The organism is Paenalcaligenes hermetiae (assembly GCF_039543645.1).
GTDB lineage: Bacteria > Pseudomonadota > Gammaproteobacteria > Burkholderiales > Burkholderiaceae_B > Paenalcaligenes > Paenalcaligenes hermetiae.
In genome coordinates, this window is the sequence record NZ_BAABKD010000002.1 from 131357 (window position 1) to 155551 (window position 24195).

Sequence of the window (24195 nt, forward strand, 5' to 3'; positions counted from 1 at the left end):
GCACCCTCTTATTGGTAATGCGCTCGGCGCTCAATGAAACGGAACTGCAAAACCGCCACTATTGCCAGCAACACGACCAGTAGCACGGTCATAACCGCCGCACTGGGTTTGTCCATATATGCAAAGGCCATCTCCCATATCCAATACAGCACTAGCTTAGACGCATTGTTTGGTCCGCCCTTAGTCAGAATAAATAAATGGTCAATCAGCTTTACTGAATTAATCAACGCATTAATCAAAATAAATAACGTTGTCGGCATCAATAAGGGCCATAAAACACGGCGCCCATATTGCCAACGCGAGGCGCCCTCTAGCCGTGCCGCGTCTTTTAACTCTGGAGCAATGGCTTGTAAAGCCGCCAAATAAAAGATCATAAAAAAGCCGGCTTCTTTCCAAATCGTAACCACGACCACAGCCCAGAGTGCGGTTTCGGGTTGACCTAACCAGTTTGTGCTTTCCATACCAAACAAAGCGGTCATCCGGTCCAGCACCCCAAGACCAGGGGTATAAAAAAACAACCAGAGATTAGCCGCCGCAATCATGGGTAGCATAGTGGGCGTGAAATAAGCGCTGCGCACCACAGCACGCAAACGCATGGACTGATTAGCCCATAATGCCATCAATAAGGCCAAAGCCATGGATATGGGAATGGTTGTTACGGCATACCAAAAATTATTACTAAGCACCTGCCAAAACACCGGATCAGCCAATAAATCCTGATAGTTTTCTAGCCCTACAAACTGTGGCGCTCGTCGTGAGCTCCCTTTACTAAGCAGACTAGCCCACACGGTCTGTACAGTGGGAATCAACGCAAACAAACTAATTAAAACCACCAAAGGGGTCAACATGAGCCAAGCATAAAGCGTTTGTTGCCCCTGTATCCGTGATAAGCTAGCCATAACCCGTACTACTCTTAATTATTGATAATCTCGCAACAAGCGTTGCGCTGCCTGCTGAGCCTCATCTAAAGCAGCTTGTGGGCTCTTGCTTTCTGTAATCGCTGCTTGCACCGCATTAGAGACTAACTCGCGCACACGAGCGGTTTCATAAGTAGCAAACTCCGGTACCGCCACCTCTAACTGATCGCGTGCAACGAGGGCTTGGGGGAAATCTTGCCCATAGGTTTTTAATTCTGGCGTATCATAAGCCGCAGGGCTCGTCGCCACATAACCCGTTGCAATAGACCATTGGGCAGCGCGTTGCGGCGCCGTCATCCAACGCATAAAGTCTAACGCAGCCTGCTTTTGCGCTTCGTCAGCCCCTTTAAACAAATAAAAATTACCACCACCTGTTGGTGATGCCTGCTGCTTTTTACCTGGCAACATGGCTACTCCAAAATCAAAACCAGCCTCTTTTTTAACCGCGGTCAAATTACCAGTGGTGTGCCACATCATCGCGGTTTGGCCTTGTACAAAAGCCTGACGCAAGGTGCCCCATTCGATAGTCCCCTTAGGGCTAACTTGATATTTAGTCGCTAAATCACGGAAGAAAGTAAGCGCTTCTACCGCCTCGGGCGTATTCAAATACACCTCCGTCCCCTCTTCGTTCATTAGCTTTTGGCCATTTTGAATCGCCAGCGCCTGAAACATCCAATAGGGATAACCCGTTGATGGAATCATTAGGCCATACTGTTTATCTTTAGTCAGAGCTTGTGCTACTGCGACCATTTCATCCCACGTTTTAGGTGCTACCTCAGGATCTAAACCTGCTGCCTTAAATGCCTCTTTGTTGTAATACATCACAATGGTAGATCGCTGAAAAGGAATCCCCCATACCTTACCCTCAATCGTGCCATTGGCCATTAATGCTGGATAAAAGCTTGTTAACCACGCTTTCTCCTCTGTCGTTTTAGCAATATCACTAAAAGACTCAACCAACCCTTGCTCAACTAAGTCATGCGCATCTAAAGCGCCTAATACAGAAAGTTGAACGGACTCGCCTCCACGTAGCGCTGACAAAGCCCGCACTCGTGTTTCATCATAATTACCGGAATATACTGCTTTGACGGTGATCTCCGGATTTTCTTTTTGAAAATCAGCAATCAACCCATCCATTACCTCTGTTAAAGGCCCACCCACAGAAATCGGGTAGTACATGGTCAGTTCTGTTTTAGCCATTGCACTGGCACCATAAGCCATAGCAAACGCACACGAAGTAGCATAGACAAGCTTTTTTAGCATGATCGTTTATCTCTCAAAAAATTACCGTTTATGCACACTGTGCAACGGCCAAAGAAGCATCCCAAGACGACACGACCGGAAGGCGTTGCCCTGAGGTGATATCAAAAAAATGTGAATTACGTGGTTCCCAATGCAAACTCAACCGCTGTCCCGACTCATAAGACGGCTTATCTGCGCTATGAATAATGAGGGTATTATGGTCAGGGAGCTGCACATAAATATAAGACTGAGCCCCCTGAAACTCTTGTTGCAACACCGTAACCTGTACGAAATCGGGATGCACGGGGATCAAACGTAAATGTTCTGGACGCACCCCAATCACACAATGCGGCAAAGCAGGTGCTTGCATAAGCGCCCAATGTGCAGCAGGTAGCAACTGACTATCGATCAACATCATCGGAGGGCTTCCGATAAAACCAGCAGCAAACGTGTTTTCTGGTTGCTCATACAATTGTTGTGCAGGGCCTTGCTGTGCAATACGGCCCGCGTTTAAGAGCACCACATGATCAGCCATGCCTAATGCTTCCGTTTGATCATGAGTGACATAGACTACCGTCATTTCTAACCGCTGTTGTAAAGCACGAATTTCATGTCGTACACTATGGCGCAACTTCGCGTCGAGATTAGATAAAGGTTCATCCATCAAGCACAAATCATGCCCAGACACAATACTTCGCGCTAAAGCCACACGTTGACGCTGCCCACCGGAAAGCTCCCCCGGCTTACGATGCTCCAAGCCACCAAGGTTGGTCAGACGCAACGCATCTTGTAGCCGACGATCACGCTCGTGCTTATTGACCTTTCGCACACTCAAACCAAAAACAATGTTTTCTGCTACGCTTAGATGAGGGAATAATGCATAGGACTGGAACACCATCGATAAGCATCGCTGCGCGGGTAAAGCATAGGTCACATCCTTACCCCCCATGATAATTTGTCCTTTATCCACATCTTCTAGCCCCGCCATCAAACGCAACAAAGTCGACTTACCACACCCTGAAGGTCCTAACAAAGCAGTGAAACGCCCTTTTTCAATATTTAAATCGAGATGATCTATGACGACGTGATCACCAAAAGCTTTATGTACGCCCTGCATACGTATCGCTATATCCGCACTCATCACTCTTCCTTTTCTGCAATAATAATCTGGGTATGAGACGCAAGATGAGCCGCTATGCCTTCTGGTAAACGCTTATCAGTCACAATGTAATCCGCCTCTTGCACATGCCCGCTCGGCATGGGGGCGTGGCGTCCAAACTTACTGCTATCTAGTACCAAGATACGTACCCGACAGCTTTGTCGTAGTGCCGTGTGACAAGCGACTTCGTCACGATCAAAATCGAGCAGCACCCCATCACTATCCACTCCACCCGCCCCATAAACACCAAAATCTGCGCGATAACTTTGAAATAGCGCTACCGCCTCTGCTCCTAAAATCTCTGGATTAGGTTGTCGTAAACAGCCACCCGGCAAAACAATGCGATTACTCTGCTCGTGATTTAATGCGAGTGCCACGGCCAAATTATTTGTCACTACAGTTAAACGCTGATGCTGCGCTAAAGCTAAAGCCACTTGTTCTGGCGTCGTTCCAAATCCAAATAACAAGGAGCTCCCCTGCGGAATTAACGCCGCTACGGCTGCCCCAATACGAGCCTTAGCAGGCAAGTGACGAATACGACGACTTTGAAAGGAGCTATTCACAGGGCTATGCACAATCCGTGCTCCACCATGATGCCGTCGTAATAAATTTGCCATATAAAGACGATTTAAGTCCCGCCGTATGGTCTGTGGAGTCACCTGAAAATAGTGGGCTAGCTCAGCCACACTTAGAGCCTCCTTATCTCGCAATAAATCCACAATATGACGCTGGCGCGTGCTCAGGCTCATACTCAACTCATCATCCACTTCATTCGAATAAGACACAGTGTAAAAAGGAGATATGACGCAAGCATGAAGCCAATATGAAAATCAAATGACGTCTTAGCGGTTCATTCGAACTTATTTTGTTTTAAAAAAGGATTTTTAGACATAAAAAAAGCACCATTGCCTAAACAATGGTGCAATTTATGCAGGAGAGAGATCAGGTTTTACTGAGCTTGAATACGCTGCTCTACCTGCTGACGCAAGGCTGGGTCCTGCTGAATCGCTAAACTAATTCCATTATATTGCTCTACGCTCAGCCCACCTTGCTGCACTTTCTCTACCATCTTTTCATCCGCTTCTTTCATCAGATTTTGTCGATCTTGATCGGTAGTAGCAGCTTCGAGCTTTGGCTGATAATCAGCAGCGACCAAAGCCACTTGCTTTGCTGCCGTCGCATACTGATCTAACTGCTCAGGTGTAGGCTGAATCACCTGTGGTGCAGGGGGCGCAACAGGAGCATTGCTTTGAGCATGAGCAATAGGCGCAACCAACCCTAAACTAACGGCAGCTGCGGCGATAAAAGCTTTCATATTCTGGGCCATTCCTAGCCTCCTTTAACAACAAAAGTGAGCTTTAATCATCGTCGATAGAGTCGCCTACATGCAAGTTTCATTCTGTTAGTAGCTGTGTCTAGTACGCCCTTTTTTACATAAAAAAACCGCATACCAAAACTAAGTGCTTGATATGCGGTGTTTTTTTTGCAATGTATTCCTGTTAGGAATTCATTACAGATTTACTCGGCTTTTTTACCACCAGTAAAATCACGGGAGCGTAAAATCTCTGGTTTGAGGAAGTCCTTATGACCAACATTGTCGTGATCACCCAAAATTTTACCCTCGAACTCAGTGCCGTACATAGAATGCTTATGGAAAGTATCTAAGTACATTTCACGCGTTTCTTTGATGTCACCCGTGTAACGTGGGTCTTGGGGACGCTCTTTGGTGTTGACGTATTGAGCAATATCCCAAGCATCCTGAATAGAAAGCGAGTTTGGCTGACCTAATGGCATATTGTGGCGAGTAAAAGAAGCCAAGGTGTAGACTCGAGCAATCCCTGCACCCCAGTTATAAGAGTCGTCACCCCACAACGCTGGGAAAATGACCTTATCGCCTTCTTTTTTACCTGCGCCGTCCTCACCGTGACAAATCGCACAGTTAGCTTGGTAAGCAGCTTTACCACGAACCGCGTCAGGCGCTTGCTCAGGATCTGCTAAACGGGGGAAACCACGACCATAGAGCTTGTCTTTGGGGAACATAGGAACACCGGTAGCTAGCCACTGATGGTACAAAGACAAGGCCAACATATCATCGCTACCATACTCAGGCGGTAAACCGTTCATGGAGTAAGTAAAGCAGCCAACAATACGCTCTTCGAGGCTATTAACATGACCGTTTTTTCCACGGTATGCAGGCAAATCAACAGCTGCAGGCCAAACGGGCCCTGCATAAGGCAAACGCCCCTCACCAATGTGGCAGCTTGCACAGTTCATGTTGTTAAACACGTTTTTACCGCGCAACTGCTGTGTATTCACAAAAAGATCGTGCCCACGACGAATCGCCTCTTTCATTTTAGGATGAAGGTCTGAGGCTTCTAAATCTTCCATGGTAGGAGGAATATGAACAAACTCATCATCCTTGGGTTCGGGAGCACCAGGAACCATAGCGCTAATTTGCGCACGCTCTTCGTCTGTTAGGTCTTTACCATATTTGGTGATCTGGGCATTGGCTGCCGTGGCACCTAACATGAAGGCACCTGTGATGGCCACAGGGAGTAATTTTTTAAACATCATTTTCATTTTGAATCCCCTTATTCTTGACCTTTAACAGGCTGAGCTGCCAACCATGCAGAGACCGCTTCAACATCACGATCATCCATACGCTTAGCAATGCTAGCCATGAGGTTCTGAGGATCATTTTGACGGGTTTCTTCTTTCCAAGCGGTGATCTGCTGAGCGATATACCCAGGATGCTGGCCAGCTAAAGCGGGGAAAGTAGAACCATTGCCTTGGCTACCGGGCCCATGACAGGACGCACAGGCCACAATGTATCGACTCCAATCACCCTGAGTGGCGAGCTTTTCACCATGCTTGAGCAAATCTTCGTCTACCTCAGGCGCTTCAATTTTGGGCACCGGTAAGCTTGCATAATAGCTGGCTACATCCACCATTTGCTCATCATTGAGCATAGTGGCAAACGCTAACATTGAGGCGTTATTACGTGAGCCATCTTTAAATGCTTTTAACTGGGCGACGAGGTAGTCACGGTCTAAACCCGCCAAACGAGGCCAGGATTCACCGCCCGGAATATTCATACCACTACCATCGGCTTGGTGACAGGCGATACAGGTGGTAGATGCTGCTTTACCACGCTCGATCGCCTCAGCGTCTAGCTCTGTGGCTACCGCTGCAGACATGGCCGATGATAGGCCCACCGCCGCCAGTACGCCGGCGAGCGGTAATCGAGAAAAAAATTGACGAGTCATAGTATAAACTCACTAAAGAGAGCTAAAAAACGCTAAATCGCGCCCCACATACAACTGGATTTTATATGCTTATAGCAAAATAACCAACTGTTACGGCTTTTACATCAAAAGCCTTAACATATATCAAGTTTATGTAAAACAAGATTATACTTATTACATTTTACAATAAGGTATGGCCTACTCACAAATCCGCATAGTAGCGCATAATGACTCTTTTATATCTTAGTGTTATTAATAAAGCACGATGTCATTACGATTTCTTTCTTTCTCTACCCTAGGAGCAGGGCTGCTAACCGTCATTATCAGCTATAGCAGCTCCATCGCTATCGTGCTACAAGCTGCCCATGCTGCCGGTGCTGATTCTGCTCAACTACATTCGTGGATGTGGGCACTAGGTATTGGCGTCGGCATTAGTACACTTCTACCCTCCCTGCTAAGTAAAACCCCTGTGGTAATGGCGTGGTCTACCCCTGGCGCCGCCTTATTAGCCACCAGTCTAGGCGATTATTCCTATGCTGAAGCCATTGGCTTTTTTCTCTTTGCTTCTTTTTTAATGACCCTTGTTGGTCTGAGCCGCCTTTTTTATCATTTTAGTCGGTGGGTTCCCCCACATTTAGCCGCCGCCATGCTCGCCGGTATCTTAGTACAGTTTGGTATGCAGCTCTTTAATGCGGCCGAAAGCAATTGGGTCATGGTCTTATTACTTTTAAGCACCTTTTTTATCACTCGACTTTTTTGGCCCCGATTGGCTTTGGTTAGCGCCCTGTGTGTAGGCGTATTTTATTTGCTTGCTACCCAAGCCTTACATGCTAGCGCTTTACATTGGTTTCCAGCTATACCGGTATGGCAAAGCCCGGCTTGGAACCTAGGGGGACTACTAGGGGTGGCATTACCGTTATTTTTAGTAACGCTCAGCGCTCAAAATTTACCAGGAGTAGCCATGATGCAAAGCTATGGCTACCAACCACCGATTTCACCTCTCATTACCACAACAGGGGTGGTTGGTTTACTGCTCGCTCCATTTGGTGGCTTCGCCTTTAATCTCGCTGCTATCACCGCCGCCCTTTGTTTAAATCCAGATGCTCATCCTGATCCAAAAAAGCGCTATCATGCTGCGGTTTGGGCGGGTCTCTTTTACTTAGGTTGTGGTTTAGGGGGAGCTGCCTTAATTCAGTTCTTTTTAGCCATGCCCAAGCCCTTTATAGCTGCCATTGCCGGCTTGGCCCTTATCGGCACCATCAGTCAAAGCTTTGGCCAGGCATTTTCTGAGCCTGCTCACCGTGAAAGCGCTCTCTTTGCTTTTTTAGCTACCGCTTCTGGTATCAGTTTATTTAATATTGGTAGTGCGTTTTGGGGGCTACTTTGTGGGCTCATAGTTCACCATCTTTTTCGCTCAGCAAACACCCCTACCCAGCCTTAGAAAGGGCCTACTTTCACCCACTACTTCAATAAAAAAACCCCAAAAAGCCAGACCTTGATCCGCTTTTTGGGGTTGACATGGTGACGGGCTAAACAGCCACTTTATGCGTGATTATTTGCCTTCGAGGAAAGACTTTAGCTTATCCGCACGGCTAGGGTGACGCAGCTTACGCAAAGCCTTAGCCTCAATCTGACGAATACGCTCACGCGTCACATCAAATTGTTTACCCACTTCCTCTAAGGTTTGATCCGTACTCATTTCGATACCAAAGCGCATACGTAAAACCTTGGCTTCACGAGGCGTTAACGAGTCTAAGACCTCTTTCACCACATCACGCATCGAACCATGTAACGCCGAATCCGAAGGTGAAATGGTATTGGTATCCTCAATGAAATCGCCTAAGTGAGAATCATCATCATCACCGATTGGCGTTTCCATAGAAATCGGCTCTTTAGCAATCTTGAGGATTTTGCGTACCCGGTCCTCGGGCATATCCATTTTTTGTGCCAAGGTTGCTGGATCTGGCTCAACCCCTGTTTCTTGTAGAATCTGGCGGTTGATACGGTTCATTTTATTGATGGTTTCAATCATATGAACCGGGATACGAATCGTGCGTGCTTGGTCTGCAATCGAACGGGTAATTGCCTGACGAATCCACCATGTCGCATAAGTGGAGAACTTATAACCACGACGGTATTCAAATTTGTCCACCGCCTTCATCAAGCCAATGTTTCCTTCTTGAATCAAATCCAAGAACTGCAAACCACGGTTGGTGTATTTTTTAGCAATAGAAATTACCAAACGTAGGTTCGCTTCTGTCATGTCACGCTTGGCTTTGCGTGCTTTGGCTTCGCCCGTTAACATGCGTTTGTTGGCTTCTTTAAGATCCGTTAAAGGTAAGACAACGCTTGCTTGGATCTCCAATAGCTTTTCTTGGATCTCTTGAATCGCCGGCACATAGCGTTCCAGAGACTCCGCATAAGGTGGGTTCGCTGCCAACTCATTCGTCACCCACTCTAAGTTAGTCTCATTACCAGGGAAGCTTTTAATAAAATGCGAACGAGGCATTTCTGCGCGGTTTACACAGATTTGCATAATTTCGCGCTCTAAGGCTCGGACTTCCGCCACACGCTCACGCATGGTATCAGCCAGTTTTTCTACCATCTTCGCTGTAAAACGGATCCCCATAAATTCATTGAGGATATTTTCTTTAGCCTCGATATAACCAGGGCTACGGTAGCCTTCGGATTCAAAAGCGATACGCATTTTCTCAAACCACTCTTGAATCACATCAAATTTTTTAAGTGCTTTGGTGCGAAGGTATTCAAGCTGTTTGCTGCTCATGCCACCTGCTGGGCCCTCGTCGTCTTCGTCCGTCACACCGGATCCAGCGTATTCCTCGCCGTCATCATCAATCAGACCGTCCACGACCTCATCAATGCTTAACTCGCCCTCACGCACCTCATTGATATAGGCCAACACCTCGTTAACCGTCGTGGGACACGCCGCAATGGCCATCACCATGTGCTTTAAGCCATCCTCAATGCGTTTAGCGATCTCGATCTCGCCCTCACGAGTTAATAGCTCCACGGAGCCCATTTCTCGCATATACATGCGTACTGGGTCTGTCGTACGACCAAAGTCTGAATCTACAGTAGTAAGTGCGGCTTCTGCCTCGTCATCCACATCGTCGTCACTCGACGCCAATGGGGTGCTATCGCTCATTAACAAGGTATCGGCATCAGGGGCTTGATCATAAACAGAAATCCCCATATCGCCAAAGGTGCCAATAATACCCTCAATGGCTTCCGCATCTACTAAATCATCAGGAAGATGGTCATTGATTTCACTGTAAGTTAGATAGCCACGCTCTTTACCCAGCTTAATCAAGGCCTTGAGTCGGTTACGACGAGCCTCTAGTTCTTCGGGTGTTAGCTGACCACGGCCACCAAATACATCTTTGGCACCGCGCTTAGCGCCTTTTTTAGCCGGCTTGAAATCGGGGATCACCTCGTCGCTGTCCTCGATGTGATCATCGTCATCAAAGGCAGTGGTTTTAGCTGGACGACCACGACGTGCTGCTGGCGCTGCCTTTGCGGCGGTTTTTTTTGCCGCTTTTTTTGCAGCCTTTTTCGCGGCTTTTTTGGCTGTTTTCTTTACTGCCGTTTCAACGGCATCATCTGCCGTTGCCTCGGTATCTGCTGCTGTCGCTTTTTTCACAACTTTTTTTGCTACGGCTTTTTTTGCAGCCACTTTTTTAACGGCTTTTTTTGCAGCCACTTTTTTAACGGCTTTTTTCACCGCTTTTTTCGCTGCTTTTTTCGCTACGGTAGGTTCCTGTGCGGCGTCGACATTAACAGAGGTGCTATCAGCATCAGATGCCGCTGCCATCGTCACAGAGTGAGTCGTCGCGTTTTTGCCAGTCGATTGAGTCATATTGAATCCCATTGACGCAAAACACCAAACTTGGTGTGGTATTTAATGAATAGCACCGGTACTCAGTAAAAAGTAAGACAAAGTCGCAACGTCAGTGATTGAGTCAAATATGATTTCATCCCTGCGTGGTACGATCAGGCTCAAGTACATCTAACCAACTGACGCAAACTCTTCATCTTATGAAAGCGCTTGCCTTTTTACCGTTGCTGCGTGGGCTATTACGTAAACATTTACTTTATATATATACGATTATTTTTCGTATAAAACCAGCCATTTTACTGCACTTAAGGTGCTGGTGCAGCAGTCAAGCGTACTAGACGTCGGCTTAAATCTTGGTAGCGTTGTCTTGATGCCTCATCCGGTAAGCCAGCTGCAATTAAATCAGATTGCTCTTGTTTGATAGCATCGATTTGTATTTTGCGCAAAGCATCATTCCATTCGGCTCGTGGATCAGGCAACTCTTCGTGCTGTAATAGCTCAGTGGCTAGTCCATTTAAAACATGTGCTAAATCTGATTCAGGATCCACTGCTTGTGTTAGCGCACCGATATGTTTGGCTTGGGTGTCATTCGCTAATGCAATCAGCTCCTGTACTAAGAATAAGGTGGGGCTATGTACGATAATTTCAAGCGCATCATGATCCAAATCAAGGGCTAGCTGTGGATGCGCCGCTAATAAGCGCAACAAACGCTTAGCCAGCGGTGTCACAGAACGAGCACGTTTACCTCGATCCGCCGTCGCTGGCTTCCGATTCGTCGTCGCAACGGACGACTCTCCCTGCACCCTAGTAGAGGAAACGGGAGCTTCCACTCGTTCTCTGTCATAAACCGGCTTTTGCTGCTGTAATAAGCGTAGCTGCAGCTCATCCTCGGTCAAACGTACCAGCTGCGCAAACTCATGCTGAATTTGTGTACTTAAAGTACTGTCCGACAGGCTTGCTAAAAGGGGTAAGGCCTCATGCACACATGCAGCCCTGCCTTCAGCTTCGGATAAATCATGACGTGTCGCAAGCTCATCAAGCATAAATCGAGATAATACCGAAGCCTGTTTAGCTTGCTCTCTAAATGCCTCAGCCCCATATTCCCGCACGTATGAGTCCGGATCATGCTCTGGAGGCAAAAATAAAAAACGCATCGATACATCGTCACGTAACTGCGGTAAACATGTAGTTAGTGCCCGCCAAGCAGCACGTCTTCCTGCCCCATCCCCATCAAAACAAAATACGATGCGATCACTCGCACGCATCAGCTGACGTATGTGATGTTCAGTAGTCGCTGTCCCTAAGGTTGCAACGGCATTAGCCAAACCCCGATCCGCCAAAGCCACCACATCCATGTAGCCTTCAACAACAGTAACAAAACCCTCGGTGCGAATCCCTTGCCGATTTTCCCATAAGCCATAGAGCTCATGACTTTTTGAAAACAATGGCGTTTCAGGGGAATTTAAATACTTGGGTTCACCTGCTGCAATTAAACGCCCACCAAAACCAATCACATCCCCTTTACGATTGCGTATAGGGAACATGATACGACCGCGAAAACGGTCATAGCGACGTCCATCCTCAGCCTCAATAACTAAGCCAGACTCGACCAACAAAGGGTTTTCATACTGAGGAAAAACACGCTTTAAGTCATGACGATCCGAAGCGGCCCAACCTAAACCAAAACGCGTAATCGTCGGTGCAGATAAGCCGCGCTGCTGTAAGTAGTCCTGAGCAGGCGTATGGAGCGCAAGCTGACGCACATAATGCGCTTGTGCTGCATCTAGAAGCTGCTGGTGTTGGGAACGTTGTTCTTTTCGCTGCTGATCTGCAGCTCGCTGACGGGGAGATTGTTGTTTTTCAGGTACAACCAAACCGACCTCGTTCGCTAGCGAACGTACGGCCTCGGGGAAGCTTGCCCCTGTATGCGCCATGAGAAAGCTAATAGCGCTACCATGTGCCCCACAGCCAAAACAATGATAAAACTGCTTAGTGGGACTGACGGTAAAGGATGGTGATTTTTCGTTGTGAAAAGGACATAGGCCAATTAAATTGGCCCCACCCTTGCGTAACTGTACGTAGCGCCCTACGACATCTACAACATCGACGCGCGCTAATAGTTCCTGTATGAAACTATCAGGTATCAATAGAGACGCGGAGGCAATTGCTGGCTACGGATGCGTTTGTAGTGACGTTTAACAGCAGCTGCACGTTTACGTTTGCGTTCCGCAGTTGGTTTTTCGTAGAATTCGCGGGAACGCAACTCTGTTAATAAACCGGTTTTTTCAATGGTGCGCTTAAAGCGGCGCATCGCGACCTCGAAAGGCTCGTTTTCTTTCAGGCGAACAATTGGCATGTACTTTTGAAGCCTTGCTAAAAAATGGTTAAAGACACTTGTGTAATAAAAGCATTACACAATTCGCATATATAAGGATAGACTAAAATACTAGCATAAATTAGCACTAGTCGTCAAAATCATTCTACAGATTTGGTTCCTTTACCCTTACGAATCCACGCCTCTAGCTGGTGAGGTCGGATACTGTCATAGTCCTCAAAGGGCTGATGAATCCACGGATTCGTTGGCAAATGCTCCACATAATAGTCAGGAGTAACCTCAGAGTGGCCTTTCCACCACAATACACCTGTACGTAGTTCTGTAATAGCGGGGAACTGCGTACGCAAATGATCACGTACACGCTTAAAGGTTAAACCGGTATCAACCATGTCGTCGATAAGCAACACATTCCCGTCCAAGGTGCCACGAGTGATGGTAATGAACTGGGCGATATCTAAAGTGCCTTGCTGCGTGCCCGCCGCCTCACGGTAGCTACTGGTGGCTAAGATTCCTAAAGGAACATCGTAAATTCGAGAAATCACATCGCCAACACGCATCCCACCGCGTGCTAAGCACACGATTTTATCGAATTTCCAGCCTGATTCGTGAATTTGTAAAGCGAGCTTTTCAATTAGCTCATTGTATTGCTTCCAGTTAACCCAATGGTCGCTATCAGTATTAAGGGGCAAACTCATGAAGGATCCTATGTATTAATCTATGTGTGGTGCATAATCATAAACCAAAACGCAGCACTCTGAAAAGTAACAAAAAAGAGCGGGCAAGCCCGCTCTTTTAAAAATCCATGAGTTTATTTCGTAAACGGATCACGTAACACAATGGTTTCGTTACGGTCAGGACCAGTAGACACCATATCAATAGGCACTTCACAGACCTCGGCGATGCGCTCTAAGTAGCGACGCGCATTGACTGGAAGCTTATCGTATTCAGTAATGCCAACGGTAGACTCTGTCCAACCAGGCATTTCTTCTAAGATAGGCTCAGCTTCGGCTACAGCATGAGCTCCATGAGGCAACACATCTAAGAACTCGCCCTTATAGCGATATCCCACCCCAATTTTAATGCTATCTAAGCCATCCAATACATCTAGCTTTGTGACACACAAACCAGAAATACCATTCAACATTACGGAACGCTTCATAGCAGCGGCATCAAACCAACCACAGCGACGCGCACGACCTGTGACCGAGCCAAACTCTTTTCCAACCTCGGCAAGACGAGTACCAATCTCATCGTGCAATTCGGTTGGGAAAGGACCGGAGCCCACACGTGTGGTATAGCATTTAGCGATACCTAGCACGTAGTTAAGCTGCTGTGGCCCAACACCAGAGCCTGCGGAGGCAGCCCCCGCTAAGCAGTTGCTGCTGGTCACAAAAGGATAAGTGCCATGATCAATATCTAAAAGCGCCCCTTGGGCCCCTTCAAATAATAATTTATGACCGGCTTTAGCGGCCTGATACAAATGACTAGACACATCGGCAACCATAGGACGTAGCTCTTCGGCATAACGGCCGACCTGCTCCATCACGCTGTCTGCAGATACAGGCTCTGCATTGAGATAGTTAGTCAGTACAAAGTTATGATAATCCAAGACTTCGTCGAGTTTCTCTTTAAAAACAGCTAAGTCATACAGATCTTGCACACGCAAGGCGCGGCGCGCCACTTTATCCTCGTAAGCAGGACCAATACCACGCCCTGTCGTACCGATCTTTTTATCAGGACTTTTCTGAGCCTCGCGCGCCTGATCCAAAGCAATGTGATAAGGCAGAATCAAAGGGCATGCAACCGAAATCTGCAAACGCTCACGGACATTAACGCCAGCTGCCTCCAGTTCCTTAATTTCAGAAAGCAAGGCTTCGGGCGATAAAACCACCCCATTACCAATGTAGCATGTCACGTGATCATGCATAATCCCAGAGGGAATTAGGCGTAATACCGTTTTTTGACCGTTAATCCACAGGGTATGCCCTGCGTTATGGCCGCCTTGGAAACGGACAACACCCTGTGCTGACTCGGCGAGCCAGTCCACAATTTTTCCTTTACCTTCGTCACCCCACTGGGTGCCGATCACCACAATGTTTTTGTTCATGTTACGTATCAAATAAATAAGGGCCGGATGTATCTGGCCGGTTAGTAGCTAAAAACCCGAAAGAAGCCGCTTATTAAGCAATAGTGCGGACTTGCCATTGCCCCTGTTCACAAACCAGTTCCCTATCGATCAGGAACTCGTCGGCAACAGGGGATTGATCGGGTAGCATCTGTATCACGATTTCACCCGACTCGCGCAAACGTTTAAGCGTATCTTGAAGCGCGGCATCCGTCCCCCATGGGGCTCGAATTGCACGCACTGGCTTGGCCTCTGCCAACCCTGCTGACAATTTGCGTAAATCCATACTAAATCCGGTGGCAGGACGATCACGGCCGTAGAGCTTACCCACCCCATCGTAACGGCCACCACGTACTAATGCATCGTGCCAGCCATCGGCATACACACAAAATACGACCCCAGTGTGATAGCTTGAGCTGCCCCCCATGTCGGCTAAATCCACGGTTAACGCTGGAATGTCCAGTGAATCAACCAGACTTTGTAACTGATCTAAGGCATGGGTTATCGATGCGCTCGTCGGCAAAACCTGTCTTGCTTTAGCAATAACTTGATTGGCTTCGCCGTATAATGAGCATAAGATAAGTAAAGCCTGAATAGACTGCTCTTGGCTATTAGGAATACTACTTTGAAGAGCACGCAAACCAGGGATATCTTTAGCGCTCAACAAGTCAAAAATCGTATCCGTATAGGGCACTAATAGTGGATCCATTTGGATAATGGCATGACCAATAGCTGGTAGATTTAAATCCAAACGCGGATTTTTTACGCCAACTTTTGCTACGCTTGCCAATGCTAAATGGATAATTTCAATATCAGCTTCGACGCCGGCATAGCCAAAGATCTCCGCCCCAATTTGCAAAAGCTCACGATCAGATAATAAGCCCTCGGGGCGCGCGTGCAGCACAGAACCGCAATAACATAAACGCGTCACTGTGTTTCGATTTAATAAGTGAGCATCAATACGTGCTACCTGTGGCGTAATATCGGCACGAATCCCCATCGTGCGTCCTGATAGCTGATCGACGACTTTGGTTGTGCGTAAATTGAGCTTAGACCCAGAGACCGCCTGTAGGGACTCTAAGTACTCCGCAAGCGGCGGAGCCACTAGCTCAAAGCCGTAAGTACGGTATAAATCTAATAAATAGCGACGCAACTCTTCGATGCGTCGTGCTTCCGCGGGCAAAACATCTGCCAAGCTTTCTGGCAATAACCAATTGGACATAAGAATAGCCTTCGCTTTTTCTATGTAAAGGCAGTGCAACAAAAAGGCGACTTGGGGCGTAAGCCTTCCAAGTCGCCTGCGATATGGTGTAAAAACTTACACACTAGTATAACGAATCAGCTCCAAATAGCCAAGTGCTAAAGAATAACACTGTATTTAATTTGCAGCGCCTGGTGCCCCGATATTTTTCCAGTAGCGGAAAAACTCCGACTCAGGACTAATTACCAGAGTATCGTTTTGTGAGCTAAATGCATGGCGGTAAGCTTCTAGGCTACGATAAAAACGATAAAACTCCGGGTTTTTAGAATAAGCTGCTGCATAAATATCGGCTGCCTCGGCTTCACCCTGACCGCGAATGGCTTCAGCTTGAGCATAAGCATCTGCTAATAGCTCTTCACGCTCACGATCCGCTTCAGCACGGATACGTTCGCTTTCTGCCGCCCCTGTCGCGCGCAGACGGTTGGCCTCTTGTTTACGCTCAGCTTCCATGCGGCGATACACCGACTCGGAAATCTCTGGGGCAAAGTCAATACGACGTAAGCGTACATCAACGACTTCTACCCCTAGCGGTTTAGCACGGTTACGCACTGCCTCAAGTACCTCGCGCATAATCGCATCCCGTTGATCTGATACCACTTCTTTTACAGTACGCACGTTAACCGAGGCGTTCAAGGCATCACGAATCTGTGCTTGTAAACGTTCAATCGCACCACGATCGGAGACACCAAACGTCACGTAAAACAGCCGTGGATCATCGATGCGCCACTTAACGTAAGAATCAATCAGCAGGTTTTTCTTTTCTGCCGTTTGAATACGCTCAGGATCTTTAGACTCAATCGTCTGTAGGCGCTTGTCTAAGAACACCACATTTTGAAAAGGTGGCGGCAATTTAAAATATAACCCCGGTTTAGTGATGGTTTCTTTCACCTCACCTAAAGCAAACACCAATGCGGCATCACGCTCTTTGACAATAAAAAGCGAGGACGACAACACCGCTAGCGCAATGGCCAATACGATCAGCGCAGGAAACAAACGTTGCATCATGACCTCCTAGCGGGAATATGGGGAATAAGGGTTGCTTAAATTACCCACGTCATTAGCATTAGGAATGCTAGTGGTTGCGGGCACACGTGGCGTTGTCGTGGCACTAGAAGACGTATTTGACGCCGCCGCAGAAGCGGCCGCATGAGCAGGCTGAGCACTGCTGGTCGCGTCTTTTGCCACCTGTTTAGCCATCTGATCTAAGGGTAAATACAACATATTATTGTTTTTGCTATCCACCATCACTTTGCTGGTGTTAGCGAGAATTTCCTCAAAGGTGCTGAGGTATAAACGATCACGCATCACGCCAGGTGCCTTCACGTATTCCGCAACCACACTATTAAATCGTGCGCTATCACCTTTGGCATCACCAATCACCTTGGCTTTATATCCCTCGGCTTGTTGCAGCATACGCGCTACCTGACCGCGCGCCTCTGGCAAGACTTTATTAGCGTAAGCATTTCCTTCGTTAATTTGACGCTCACGATCCTGTCCTGCTTTTACCGCATCGTCAAAAGCAGCTTGGACTTGCTCGGGGGGCTGTACGTTTTGGATCGCCACCGTGCTAATTTGCACCCCGGTTTTATAGCGGTCTAAAATGGTTTGAGCAAGCTGCTGGACTTCAGAGGCGACCTCGGTACGACCGGAGTAAAGCACGAAATCCATCGGTTTTTTACCTACGATCTCACGCATCGCGGTTTCTGCCGCCTGACGTACGGACTCGTCGGGATTATTCGTATTAAATAAATAATCAGGTGCTCCAGTCTGCAACAAACGATACTGCACCACAAACTGAACATCAACAATGCTTTCGTCTGCGGTAAGCATTAAAGACTCTGAAAGCACTTTATTGCGGGAATTACCACGAAACCCGATTTCAAAGGTACGTAGCTGCGCAATATTGACATTTTGATGGTCTTCAATCGGACTAGGCCAGCGCCATTGCAAACCAGGATTGAGCGTTTTGGTGTATTGACCAAAACGTGTGACAACAGCCACTTGCCCCTCTTGGACAATGACAAAACCCGTTGATAGCCAAAAGCCAATGACTAATATCAGCAACCCTAAAAAGAGCTTAGGTGAGCCTTTAGGAAGCTTAGCGGGCTGACGTCCACCAGAGGGTGGTGGATTTTGGTTACCACCCTTATTACCAAATATAGAGGACAAGCGTTTATTAAAATCACGCCATACCTCATCCAAATCGGGCGGAGTCTGTTGATTGTCAGGACGGCGAGGCGGTTGCTGCTGATTACCACTATTTTGGTTGCCGTCACGTCCCCAACCGGGATCATTCAAATTATAAATTCTCGTCATGGAACGTATTACTTTCCAGTATTTGACCTGACTCAACAATAGCTGTGCGCAAGTCATCTAAACCAGCTCTTTGCAGAGCGCTGACAAAAACTCGCGCTACATTACCCTCTTCGTCTCGTTCTAGACGAGGTGATAATCCAGCGGAGTCGATTTTGTTATACACCAATATGGTAGGAATATGATCCGCACCAATATCAGCTAAAACCTTATTTACTTCGTGTACCTGTTCATCTTTTTGCGGGCTTGCCGCATCCACCACGTGTAAGAGCAAATCCGCATGAATGGTTTCCTCGAGCGTAGCACGGAAAGCCGCAATAAGCGTAGGAGGTAAGTCTCGAATAAAACCTACGGTATCCGAAATAACGACTTGACCAGCCCCTTCTATCCAAATACGTCGCGTTGTGGTGTCTAGCGTAGCAAAAAGCTGATCTGCTGCATATGCTCCAGCACGCGTTAACGCATTAAACAAAGTGGATTTACCCGCGTTGGTATATCCAACCAGTGAAACATTTAATGTGCTGCTGCGCAAACGCGCACGCCGCTGCGTTTGCCGCTGACGATTGAGTTTGTCTAAGCGCTCTCGTAGCTTTTTGACTTTTACGCCAATCATACGGCGATCCAGTTCAAGCTGAGACTCACCCGGACCTCGAATCCCAATCCCACCCTGCTGACGCTCCAAATGTGTCCACATCCGAGTCAACCGTGTGGACAAATGCTGTAACTGTGCTAGCTCTACTTGTAGCTTACCCTCGTGGCTTTTAGCCCGTAATGCAAAAATATCTAAGATCAAAAGCACCCGATCCACAACCCGACGTTTAAACTCGCGTTCGAGGTTACGCTGCTGGGCTGGGCTAAGCGCCTGATCAAATAAGATGATTTCCACATCATGATGATCTGCAAGTAGAACGGCTTCTTGAAGCTTGCCCTTACCGATAAACAAAGCCGGATCTGGTCGATCACGCTTTACCACCACAGTATCCATGATCTGTGCTCCAGCACCCTGGGCCAGCATCTGGAACTCTTCGGCATGGGCCTCGTAATCTAGGCTCCCCATGTTAACGCTGATAATTAACGCACGCATGGGATAACCCCTGTAAAAACAAATACCCGCCAGACACAAAAACATGCCTGAGCGGGGAAATTACACGAAGTCATGAAACGATTATTCAGTGCCTTCGTCCGCTTTTAAATTAACAGGACGGGCTGGTACTACGGTGGAAATGGCATGTTTATAAACCATTTGCGTCACCGTGTTACGCAATAGCACAACGTACTGATCGAATGACTCGATTTGGCCTTGAAGTTTAATGCCGTTAACAAGGTAAATCGAAACAGGAATATGTTCCTTGCGTAGGGCGTTTAAAAATGGGTCTTGTAGTATTTGCCCTTTGTTACTCATTGGCTAAGCTCCAATTATGTTGTTATATAGGTGAGTTCACATCAATTTATTGTAAGGCATATTGAATATGCCCGCTACAAACCAATAATAGGCTTGGTATTACGCGTTAAGAATTTCACGCAATGCTGCTATTAGTTTAGCGCATTGTTCAGGCGTACCAACGGTAATACGCAAAAATTGTTCGATACGAGGCTGCTGAAAATGGCGTACTAAGATATGACGATCTCGTAAGCCCTGATGCAATTGCTGTGCTTCATGATCCGCATGTCGTGCAAAAACAAAGTTGGTTTTAGATGGCAAAACCTCAAAGCCCAACTGCTGTAAGTCTTTTGTCAGCTTATCGCGGCTCTGCATAATCGCAAAGCGTTTTTCATCAAAGTAGGCCTGATCCTCTATGGCCGCTACGGCTCCAGCCTGAGCTAAAGTGTCTAGCGGATAAGAATTAAAGCTATCTTTAACCCGTTGCAATCCTGCAACAATTTCAGCAGAGGCCACCGCATACCCCACTCGCAGCCCGGCTAAAGCATACGATTTAGATAGCGTATGAATCACCACAATATTAGGATGCTGGGCAATCAAAGCCACAGCGGAGTCGGCCCCAAAATCCACATACGCCTCGTCCACCACCACAGCTGAGTCTGGGTTCGCCTGTGCAATATGTGCGATGTCATCTAATGCTAAAGCGATGCCCGTGGGTGCATTGGGATTAGCAAAAATAATCGCAGCGGGTGCGACCTCGCGCTCGCGGGTATAGTCCTCGACACGGATAGTGAAGTCCTCGGCGAGTGGAATCACCTCGGCCGGCACCTTAAAAAAAGCACAATAAGTCTTGTAAAAGCTATAGGTGATATCCGGCAAAAGCAACGGACGCCCTTCACGTAAGAACAAAGTATTAAAAACATGGGCTAAGACTTCGTCAGAGCCATTACCCAAAAACACTTGATCCGTTGCGACGTTATGCTTTTTTGCTATGGCGCTCAATAACGCCGAAGCCTCATAAGGAGGATACAAGCGTAAGTCGTCATTGTTTTTGGCCGCAATCGCGGCAAAAACGCGGGGAGACGGACCATACGCATGCTCATTGGTATTGAGCTTAAGTAGTTGCTGTTTAGGTTGCTCGCCCGGAACATACGGGACCAATTCATGAATATGATCGCTCCAAAAACGACTCACTTATTTCTCCTGAACGTATGGGTTACGTGATGACTTTAGTTCCACGCGCAATGGCGTGCCCTCGAGATCAAAGGTCTCACGGATGCGCCCTTCTAAATAGCGCTTATAACTATCTGATACGGCCTCTAAACCACTACCATGCACTACAACAATGGGCGGGTTCTGTCCACCTTGGTGCGCATAGCGTAGCTTAGGCCTAAAGATGCCTTTGCGAGGAGGCTGCTGCTGTTCTACGGCCTCATGAATCACTCGAGTTAGCTTAGGTGTGGAAAGACGGCGATAGGCCGCAGCATGCGCGCTTTTCACTGAACGCATAACTTGGGCGATCCCTTGCCTATTTAAAGCAGAAATGGTGTGGACCTTAGCAAAGTCTAAAAAGCGTAATTTGCGCGCATACTCTCGCTTTGCCCATTCACGCTTATAGCTATCCACATCGTCCCATTTATTGATCGCAACGACTACAGCACGACCTGACTCCACCACAAAGCCGGCAATACTCGCATCTTGATCCGAGATTTCCATCGAGGCATCTAGCATAAGCAAAACAACGTTTGATGCTTCAATAGCCTGCAAGGTTTTAATGACTGAAAATTTCTCAATGGTCTCAAAGACACGGCCTTTTTTGCGTAGCCCTGCCGTGTCAATCAATGTGTAAGGTGTACCTTGATGCTCGAATTCGATTTCGATCGCATCCCGAGTGGTTCCAGGCATATCAAAAGCGATCACCCGCTCTTCACCCATCAACGCATTAATAAACGTAGACTTACCTACGTTAGGCCGCCCCACAATAGCCAGCTTAATACGATGCTGAGGCGCCTCATCCGTTGCATCTGCATCAAATTCGGGCTCTTCTGGCAGATTCGGCTCGGGAATATGCGACAAGGCCTGCTCGATTAAATCCCCCACCCCATCACCATGAGACGCGGATATCAGGTAGGGCTCGCCTAAGCCAAGCTCGTGAAACTCAAAGCCTGCCGCGCCATAACGCATGCCCTCGGCCTTATTGACGGCAAGCAAAACCGGCTGACCGCTACGACGTAAAAGCTGAGCAATATCGTAATCGAGGCGATTGACGCCCTCTCTGGCATCCACCAAAAATATAATGACATCTGATTCGGCAATGGCTTGCTCAGTTTGGCGTGCCATCTCGCGCACAATACCATCTTTGACAACGGGCTCAAAGCCCCCTGTATCTACCACTAAATAGGGGCGAGAGCCAAGACGCCCCTCGCCATAATGACGATCACGGGTAAGACCAGGAAAGTCAGCAACTAGAGCCTGCCTAGAGCGCGTTAAACGATTAAACAACGTGGATTTACCAACGTTAGCACGCCCAACAATCGTAATTACCGGTTTAAAAGCAATGCTTTTCAATTGACACCAACCAATACTAAATGACCATTGCCCGTTTGTACGAGTACACCGTGTTCGGTGCCAACCAATGGCGAGACAATGGCTCCCGAGCCTACATGTAAACGTCCTTGCAAACGCCCATCTACCCGTGAGACAAAATGAATATATCCTTGGAAATCCCCAAAGATGACCTGATCGCCTGCAACAGCGGGCCCAGACAGCTTACGATTACGCAGACCGTCCTGCGTCCACACAACCGTGCCATCCCCTAAGCCAAAGGCGGAAATCTCATCACGCTGATTCGCCGCAAAAAGCATACGGCCGTCAGTAGCCATACCGGTTTTCGTGGAGTAGTCATGCTGCCAAACTGGGAAGCCACCCTGAGCGACATCAAAACAAACAATACGCCCTTGATAGGAAGCACCACACAATAATGGTCCGGCCGCCACAGGGCCACCAACCACATCATTAATACGCTCTAAATCCGTGGCGCCACGCGATTGAGATACCACTCCCTCCCATTGCACCATACCGGTGTGGGCCTCGATGATCATCATGCGTCCATTGGGCAAGCCTGCGATCAGCATTCCATCAAAAATTTCCATTTTGATGTTGGTTTTTAAGGCCAGTGCAGGACCCGGACGCTGCAGACTCCAGAGCAGCTCGCCATTACGCGCATCAAAGGCTTGAATACGATAGTCAGAACTACGCACAACGACGACCCCATCGCCTACGACAGGTGGCACATTCACTTCGCTACTGGCTTTGGTACGCCATAACTCGTTGCCTGCCATATCATAGGCTACAACCGAGCCATCACTGGCAGCCACCGCCACCACTCGAGCATCGGCTCCTACCCCTGCCGATAGATTTTTCGCTACTTGCGTGGACCAAAGTGTTTGCCCCGTGCTTAAGCGAATTTGAGCCAACTGCCCTGAAGGCGTGGCGGCATACACCACGTCGCCTACGCGCGCAGGAATAAAGCCAAAACCGGCCCCTTTACCAATAGAAGCAGACCAGCGCACATTAGCAGCAACTTGAGCCTCATAGTCCACCAAAGGAGCGGGCATAAATCGCGGATCTTTGGAAGAAAACATGGAGCAAGCACTGAGCGCAGCAAAACTAAGTGCAAGCACGGCAAGTTTAGCCGAGCGTTTATTCAGTATCACAGCCATTTTTATTCCTTTCCAAGGGCATCGAGCTTGAGCTCGACGATTTGTACATAAGCCATCGAGCTCAGAGCCATTTTAGCCTGTTGCCATTCTGCCCGTGCTTGTTCAAGCTGACCTAAAGCATAGTACACATCACCACGACGGTCAGCATACACCCCCTTGTAAGCCTCACTGGGGTTTTGTAATTGCGCCAGCGCTTGCTCGTAATCCTTTTGCTCAAGGTAAAGACCAGCTAAGCGCAAGCGTGCCATGTCGACCATAGCGGTCTCGTGGCCATGATCAATGAGCCATTGCAACTGCGCCTGAGCAGCCTGGACATCCCCCTGCTTTTGTAAAGCCTGCGCCGCGATTAAAATCGCACGACTCGTATAACCTGATTTTGCATAATCCTTACGGAGGACTTCACTTGCAGCTAAAACCCGTGTTTTAGCCTCTTCTCCGTCCTGACCCGCAGCAAGTTCTAAGGCTTCATAATAACCTAATGCCTTTGTCGCTTGATGCTGCTCATACCACTGGTATCCACGCCAGCCAATAACGGCTGCCGCAAACAAAAAAGCCAAAATAATGACTTTGGTGCCATTTCGGTCCCACCAGTCTTTGATGGCGTCTAGCTTTTCCTGCTCTTCTATATCGTATGCCATG

Annotated in this window: 22 protein-coding genes; 1 reads left to right on the forward strand and 21 read right to left on the reverse strand. The window is 47.9% G+C overall.

Annotated elements, in window-relative coordinates; genetic code table 11:
- Window positions 1–8: 8 nt before the first annotated feature.
- From ABD980_RS02270 to ABD980_RS02300, 7 genes are all read right to left on the reverse strand, one after another.
- Complete coding sequence (locus ABD980_RS02270; protein WP_345369309.1) at window positions 9–899, reverse strand: carbohydrate ABC transporter permease; 891 nt, start codon at window positions 897–899, stop codon at window positions 9–11.
- Window positions 900–917: 18 nt separating this feature from the next.
- Window positions 918–2180, reverse strand: coding sequence for an ABC transporter substrate-binding protein (locus ABD980_RS02275; RefSeq protein WP_345369311.1), 1263 nt, complete (start codon window positions 2178–2180; stop codon window positions 918–920).
- A 28-nt stretch (window positions 2181–2208) separates the two neighbouring features.
- Window positions 2209–3300 (reverse strand): ABC transporter ATP-binding protein, encoded by a 1092-nt coding sequence (locus tag ABD980_RS02280; RefSeq protein WP_345369313.1) that lies wholly within the window; start codon window positions 3298–3300, stop codon window positions 2209–2211.
- Window positions 3300–4067, reverse strand: a complete 768-nt coding sequence (locus tag ABD980_RS02285) for a DeoR/GlpR family DNA-binding transcription regulator (RefSeq protein ID WP_345369315.1) — start codon at window positions 4065–4067, stop codon at window positions 3300–3302. The genes ABD980_RS02280 and ABD980_RS02285 overlap by 1 nt, the downstream gene beginning before the upstream one ends.
- 200 nt (window positions 4068–4267) lie before the next feature.
- On the reverse strand, window positions 4268–4645 hold the full coding sequence (locus ABD980_RS02290) for a DUF4168 domain-containing protein (protein WP_300647572.1): 378 nt from the start codon (window positions 4643–4645) through the stop codon (window positions 4268–4270).
- 191 nt (window positions 4646–4836) lie between these two features.
- Window positions 4837–5898, reverse strand: coding sequence for a c-type cytochrome (locus ABD980_RS02295; protein WP_300647571.1), 1062 nt, complete (start codon window positions 5896–5898; stop codon window positions 4837–4839).
- Window positions 5899–5909: 11 nt separating this feature from the next.
- Window positions 5910–6584, reverse strand: a complete 675-nt coding sequence (locus ABD980_RS02300) for a c-type cytochrome (RefSeq protein ID WP_300647569.1) — start codon at window positions 6582–6584, stop codon at window positions 5910–5912.
- Window positions 6585–6828: 244 nt separating this feature from the next.
- On the opposite strand from ABD980_RS02300, the gene ABD980_RS02305 reads away from it, so the two are divergent.
- The gene (locus tag ABD980_RS02305) at window positions 6829–8004 is read left to right on the forward strand and encodes a benzoate/H(+) symporter BenE family transporter (protein ID WP_345369318.1); all 1176 of its coding nucleotides are present in this window, start codon (window positions 6829–6831) and stop codon (window positions 8002–8004) included.
- Window positions 8005–8115: 111 nt separating this feature from the next.
- On the opposite strand, the gene rpoD is transcribed toward ABD980_RS02305, so the two are convergent.
- The 14 genes from rpoD to ABD980_RS02375 all read right to left on the reverse strand — a co-directional run bounded on the left by rpoD (window position 8116) and on the right by ABD980_RS02375 (window position 24194).
- A complete protein-coding gene (rpoD, locus tag ABD980_RS02310) occupies window positions 8116–10440 on the reverse strand; it encodes an RNA polymerase sigma factor RpoD (RefSeq protein WP_377536172.1) in 2325 nt (774 codons plus the stop codon).
- A 284-nt stretch (window positions 10441–10724) separates the two neighbouring features.
- On the reverse strand, window positions 10725–12566 hold the full coding sequence (gene dnaG, locus ABD980_RS02315) for a DNA primase (protein WP_345369320.1): 1842 nt from the start codon (window positions 12564–12566) through the stop codon (window positions 10725–10727).
- Window positions 12563–12775, reverse strand: a complete 213-nt coding sequence (gene rpsU / locus ABD980_RS02320) for a 30S ribosomal protein S21 (protein ID WP_077733504.1) — start codon at window positions 12773–12775, stop codon at window positions 12563–12565. Before rpsU ends, dnaG begins: the two co-directional genes overlap by 4 nt.
- Window positions 12776–12894: 119 nt before the next feature.
- Window positions 12895–13449 carry a phosphoribosyltransferase gene (locus ABD980_RS02325; RefSeq protein ID WP_260650448.1) on the reverse strand — a complete coding sequence of 185 codons (555 nt, stop codon included), beginning with the start codon at window positions 13447–13449 and terminating at the stop codon, window positions 12895–12897.
- A 113-nt stretch (window positions 13450–13562) separates the two neighbouring features.
- On the reverse strand, window positions 13563–14861 hold the full coding sequence (locus tag ABD980_RS02330) for an adenylosuccinate synthase (protein WP_300647566.1): 1299 nt from the start codon (window positions 14859–14861) through the stop codon (window positions 13563–13565).
- 73 nt (window positions 14862–14934) lie between these two features.
- Window positions 14935–16101 carry an ATP phosphoribosyltransferase regulatory subunit gene (locus tag ABD980_RS02335; protein WP_300647565.1) on the reverse strand — a complete coding sequence of 389 codons (1167 nt, stop codon included), beginning with the start codon at window positions 16099–16101 and terminating at the stop codon, window positions 14935–14937.
- A 156-nt stretch (window positions 16102–16257) separates the two neighbouring features.
- Entirely contained in the window at window positions 16258–17142 is an 885-nt protein-coding gene (gene hflC, locus ABD980_RS02340; protein ID WP_260650488.1) for a protease modulator HflC, read from the reverse strand.
- A 9-nt stretch (window positions 17143–17151) separates the two neighbouring features.
- Window positions 17152–18465, reverse strand: a complete 1314-nt coding sequence (gene hflK / locus ABD980_RS02345) for an FtsH protease activity modulator HflK (RefSeq protein ID WP_345369648.1) — start codon at window positions 18463–18465, stop codon at window positions 17152–17154.
- Window positions 18440–19537, reverse strand: coding sequence for a GTPase HflX (hflX, locus tag ABD980_RS02350; protein ID WP_345369331.1), 1098 nt, complete (start codon window positions 19535–19537; stop codon window positions 18440–18442). Before hflX ends, hflK begins: the two co-directional genes overlap by 26 nt.
- 81 nt (window positions 19538–19618) lie before the next feature.
- Window positions 19619–19855, reverse strand: coding sequence for an RNA chaperone Hfq (hfq, locus tag ABD980_RS02355; protein WP_260650443.1), 237 nt, complete (start codon window positions 19853–19855; stop codon window positions 19619–19621).
- Between the two features lie 99 nt (window positions 19856–19954).
- Window positions 19955–21028, reverse strand: coding sequence for a histidinol-phosphate transaminase (gene hisC / locus ABD980_RS02360; RefSeq protein ID WP_345369334.1), 1074 nt, complete (start codon window positions 21026–21028; stop codon window positions 19955–19957).
- Window positions 21029–22393: a ribosome biogenesis GTPase Der gene (gene der / locus ABD980_RS02365; RefSeq protein WP_300647574.1), complete on the reverse strand. Its 1365-nt coding sequence runs from the start codon at window positions 22391–22393 to the stop codon at window positions 21029–21031.
- A gap of 5 nt (window positions 22394–22398) precedes the next feature.
- Complete coding sequence (bamB, locus tag ABD980_RS02370; RefSeq protein ID WP_345369336.1) at window positions 22399–23556, reverse strand: outer membrane protein assembly factor BamB; 1158 nt, start codon at window positions 23554–23556, stop codon at window positions 22399–22401.
- Between the two features lie 2 nt (window positions 23557–23558).
- Window positions 23559–24194: a YfgM family protein gene (locus tag ABD980_RS02375; protein ID WP_345369338.1), complete on the reverse strand. Its 636-nt coding sequence runs from the start codon at window positions 24192–24194 to the stop codon at window positions 23559–23561.
- Window position 24195: the final 1 nt, after the last annotated feature.

Excerpts from the sequence above, each read along its gene's own strand:
- ABD980_RS02270 (WP_345369309.1), bottom strand. The coding sequence starts at position 899 with ATGGCTAGCTTATCACGGATACAGGGGCAACAAACGCTTTATGCTTGG.
- ABD980_RS02275 (WP_345369311.1), bottom strand. The coding sequence starts at position 2,180 with ATGCTAAAAAAGCTTGTCTATGCTACTTCGTGTGCGTTTGCTATGGCT.
- ABD980_RS02280 (WP_345369313.1), bottom strand. The coding sequence starts at position 3,300 with ATGAGTGCGGATATAGCGATACGTATGCAGGGCGTACATAAAGCTTTT.
- ABD980_RS02285 (WP_345369315.1), bottom strand. The coding sequence starts at position 4,067 with ATGAGCCTGAGCACGCGCCAGCGTCATATTGTGGATTTATTGCGAGAT.
- ABD980_RS02290 (WP_300647572.1), bottom strand. The coding sequence starts at position 4,645 with ATGGCCCAGAATATGAAAGCTTTTATCGCCGCAGCTGCCGTTAGTTTA.
- ABD980_RS02295 (WP_300647571.1), bottom strand. The coding sequence starts at position 5,898 with ATGAAAATGATGTTTAAAAAATTACTCCCTGTGGCCATCACAGGTGCC.
- ABD980_RS02300 (WP_300647569.1), bottom strand. The coding sequence starts at position 6,584 with ATGACTCGTCAATTTTTTTCTCGATTACCGCTCGCCGGCGTACTGGCG.
- ABD980_RS02305 (WP_345369318.1), top strand. The coding sequence starts at position 6,829 with ATGTCATTACGATTTCTTTCTTTCTCTACCCTAGGAGCAGGGCTGCTA.
- rpoD (WP_377536172.1), bottom strand. The coding sequence starts at position 10,440 with ATGACTCAATCGACTGGCAAAAACGCGACGACTCACTCTGTGACGATG.
- rpsU (WP_077733504.1), bottom strand. The coding sequence starts at position 12,775 with ATGCCAATTGTTCGCCTGAAAGAAAACGAGCCTTTCGAGGTCGCGATG.
- ABD980_RS02325 (WP_260650448.1), bottom strand. The coding sequence starts at position 13,449 with ATGAGTTTGCCCCTTAATACTGATAGCGACCATTGGGTTAACTGGAAG.
- ABD980_RS02330 (WP_300647566.1), bottom strand. The coding sequence starts at position 14,861 with ATGAACAAAAACATTGTGGTGATCGGCACCCAGTGGGGTGACGAAGGT.
- ABD980_RS02335 (WP_300647565.1), bottom strand. The coding sequence starts at position 16,101 with ATGTCCAATTGGTTATTGCCAGAAAGCTTGGCAGATGTTTTGCCCGCG.
- hflC (WP_260650488.1), bottom strand. The coding sequence starts at position 17,142 with ATGCAACGTTTGTTTCCTGCGCTGATCGTATTGGCCATTGCGCTAGCG.
- hflX (WP_345369331.1), bottom strand. The coding sequence starts at position 19,537 with ATGCGTGCGTTAATTATCAGCGTTAACATGGGGAGCCTAGATTACGAG.
- hfq (WP_260650443.1), bottom strand. The coding sequence starts at position 19,855 with ATGAGTAACAAAGGGCAAATACTACAAGACCCATTTTTAAACGCCCTA.
- bamB (WP_345369336.1), bottom strand. The coding sequence starts at position 23,556 with ATGGCTGTGATACTGAATAAACGCTCGGCTAAACTTGCCGTGCTTGCA.
- ABD980_RS02375 (WP_345369338.1), bottom strand. The coding sequence starts at position 24,194 with ATGGCATACGATATAGAAGAGCAGGAAAAGCTAGACGCCATCAAAGAC.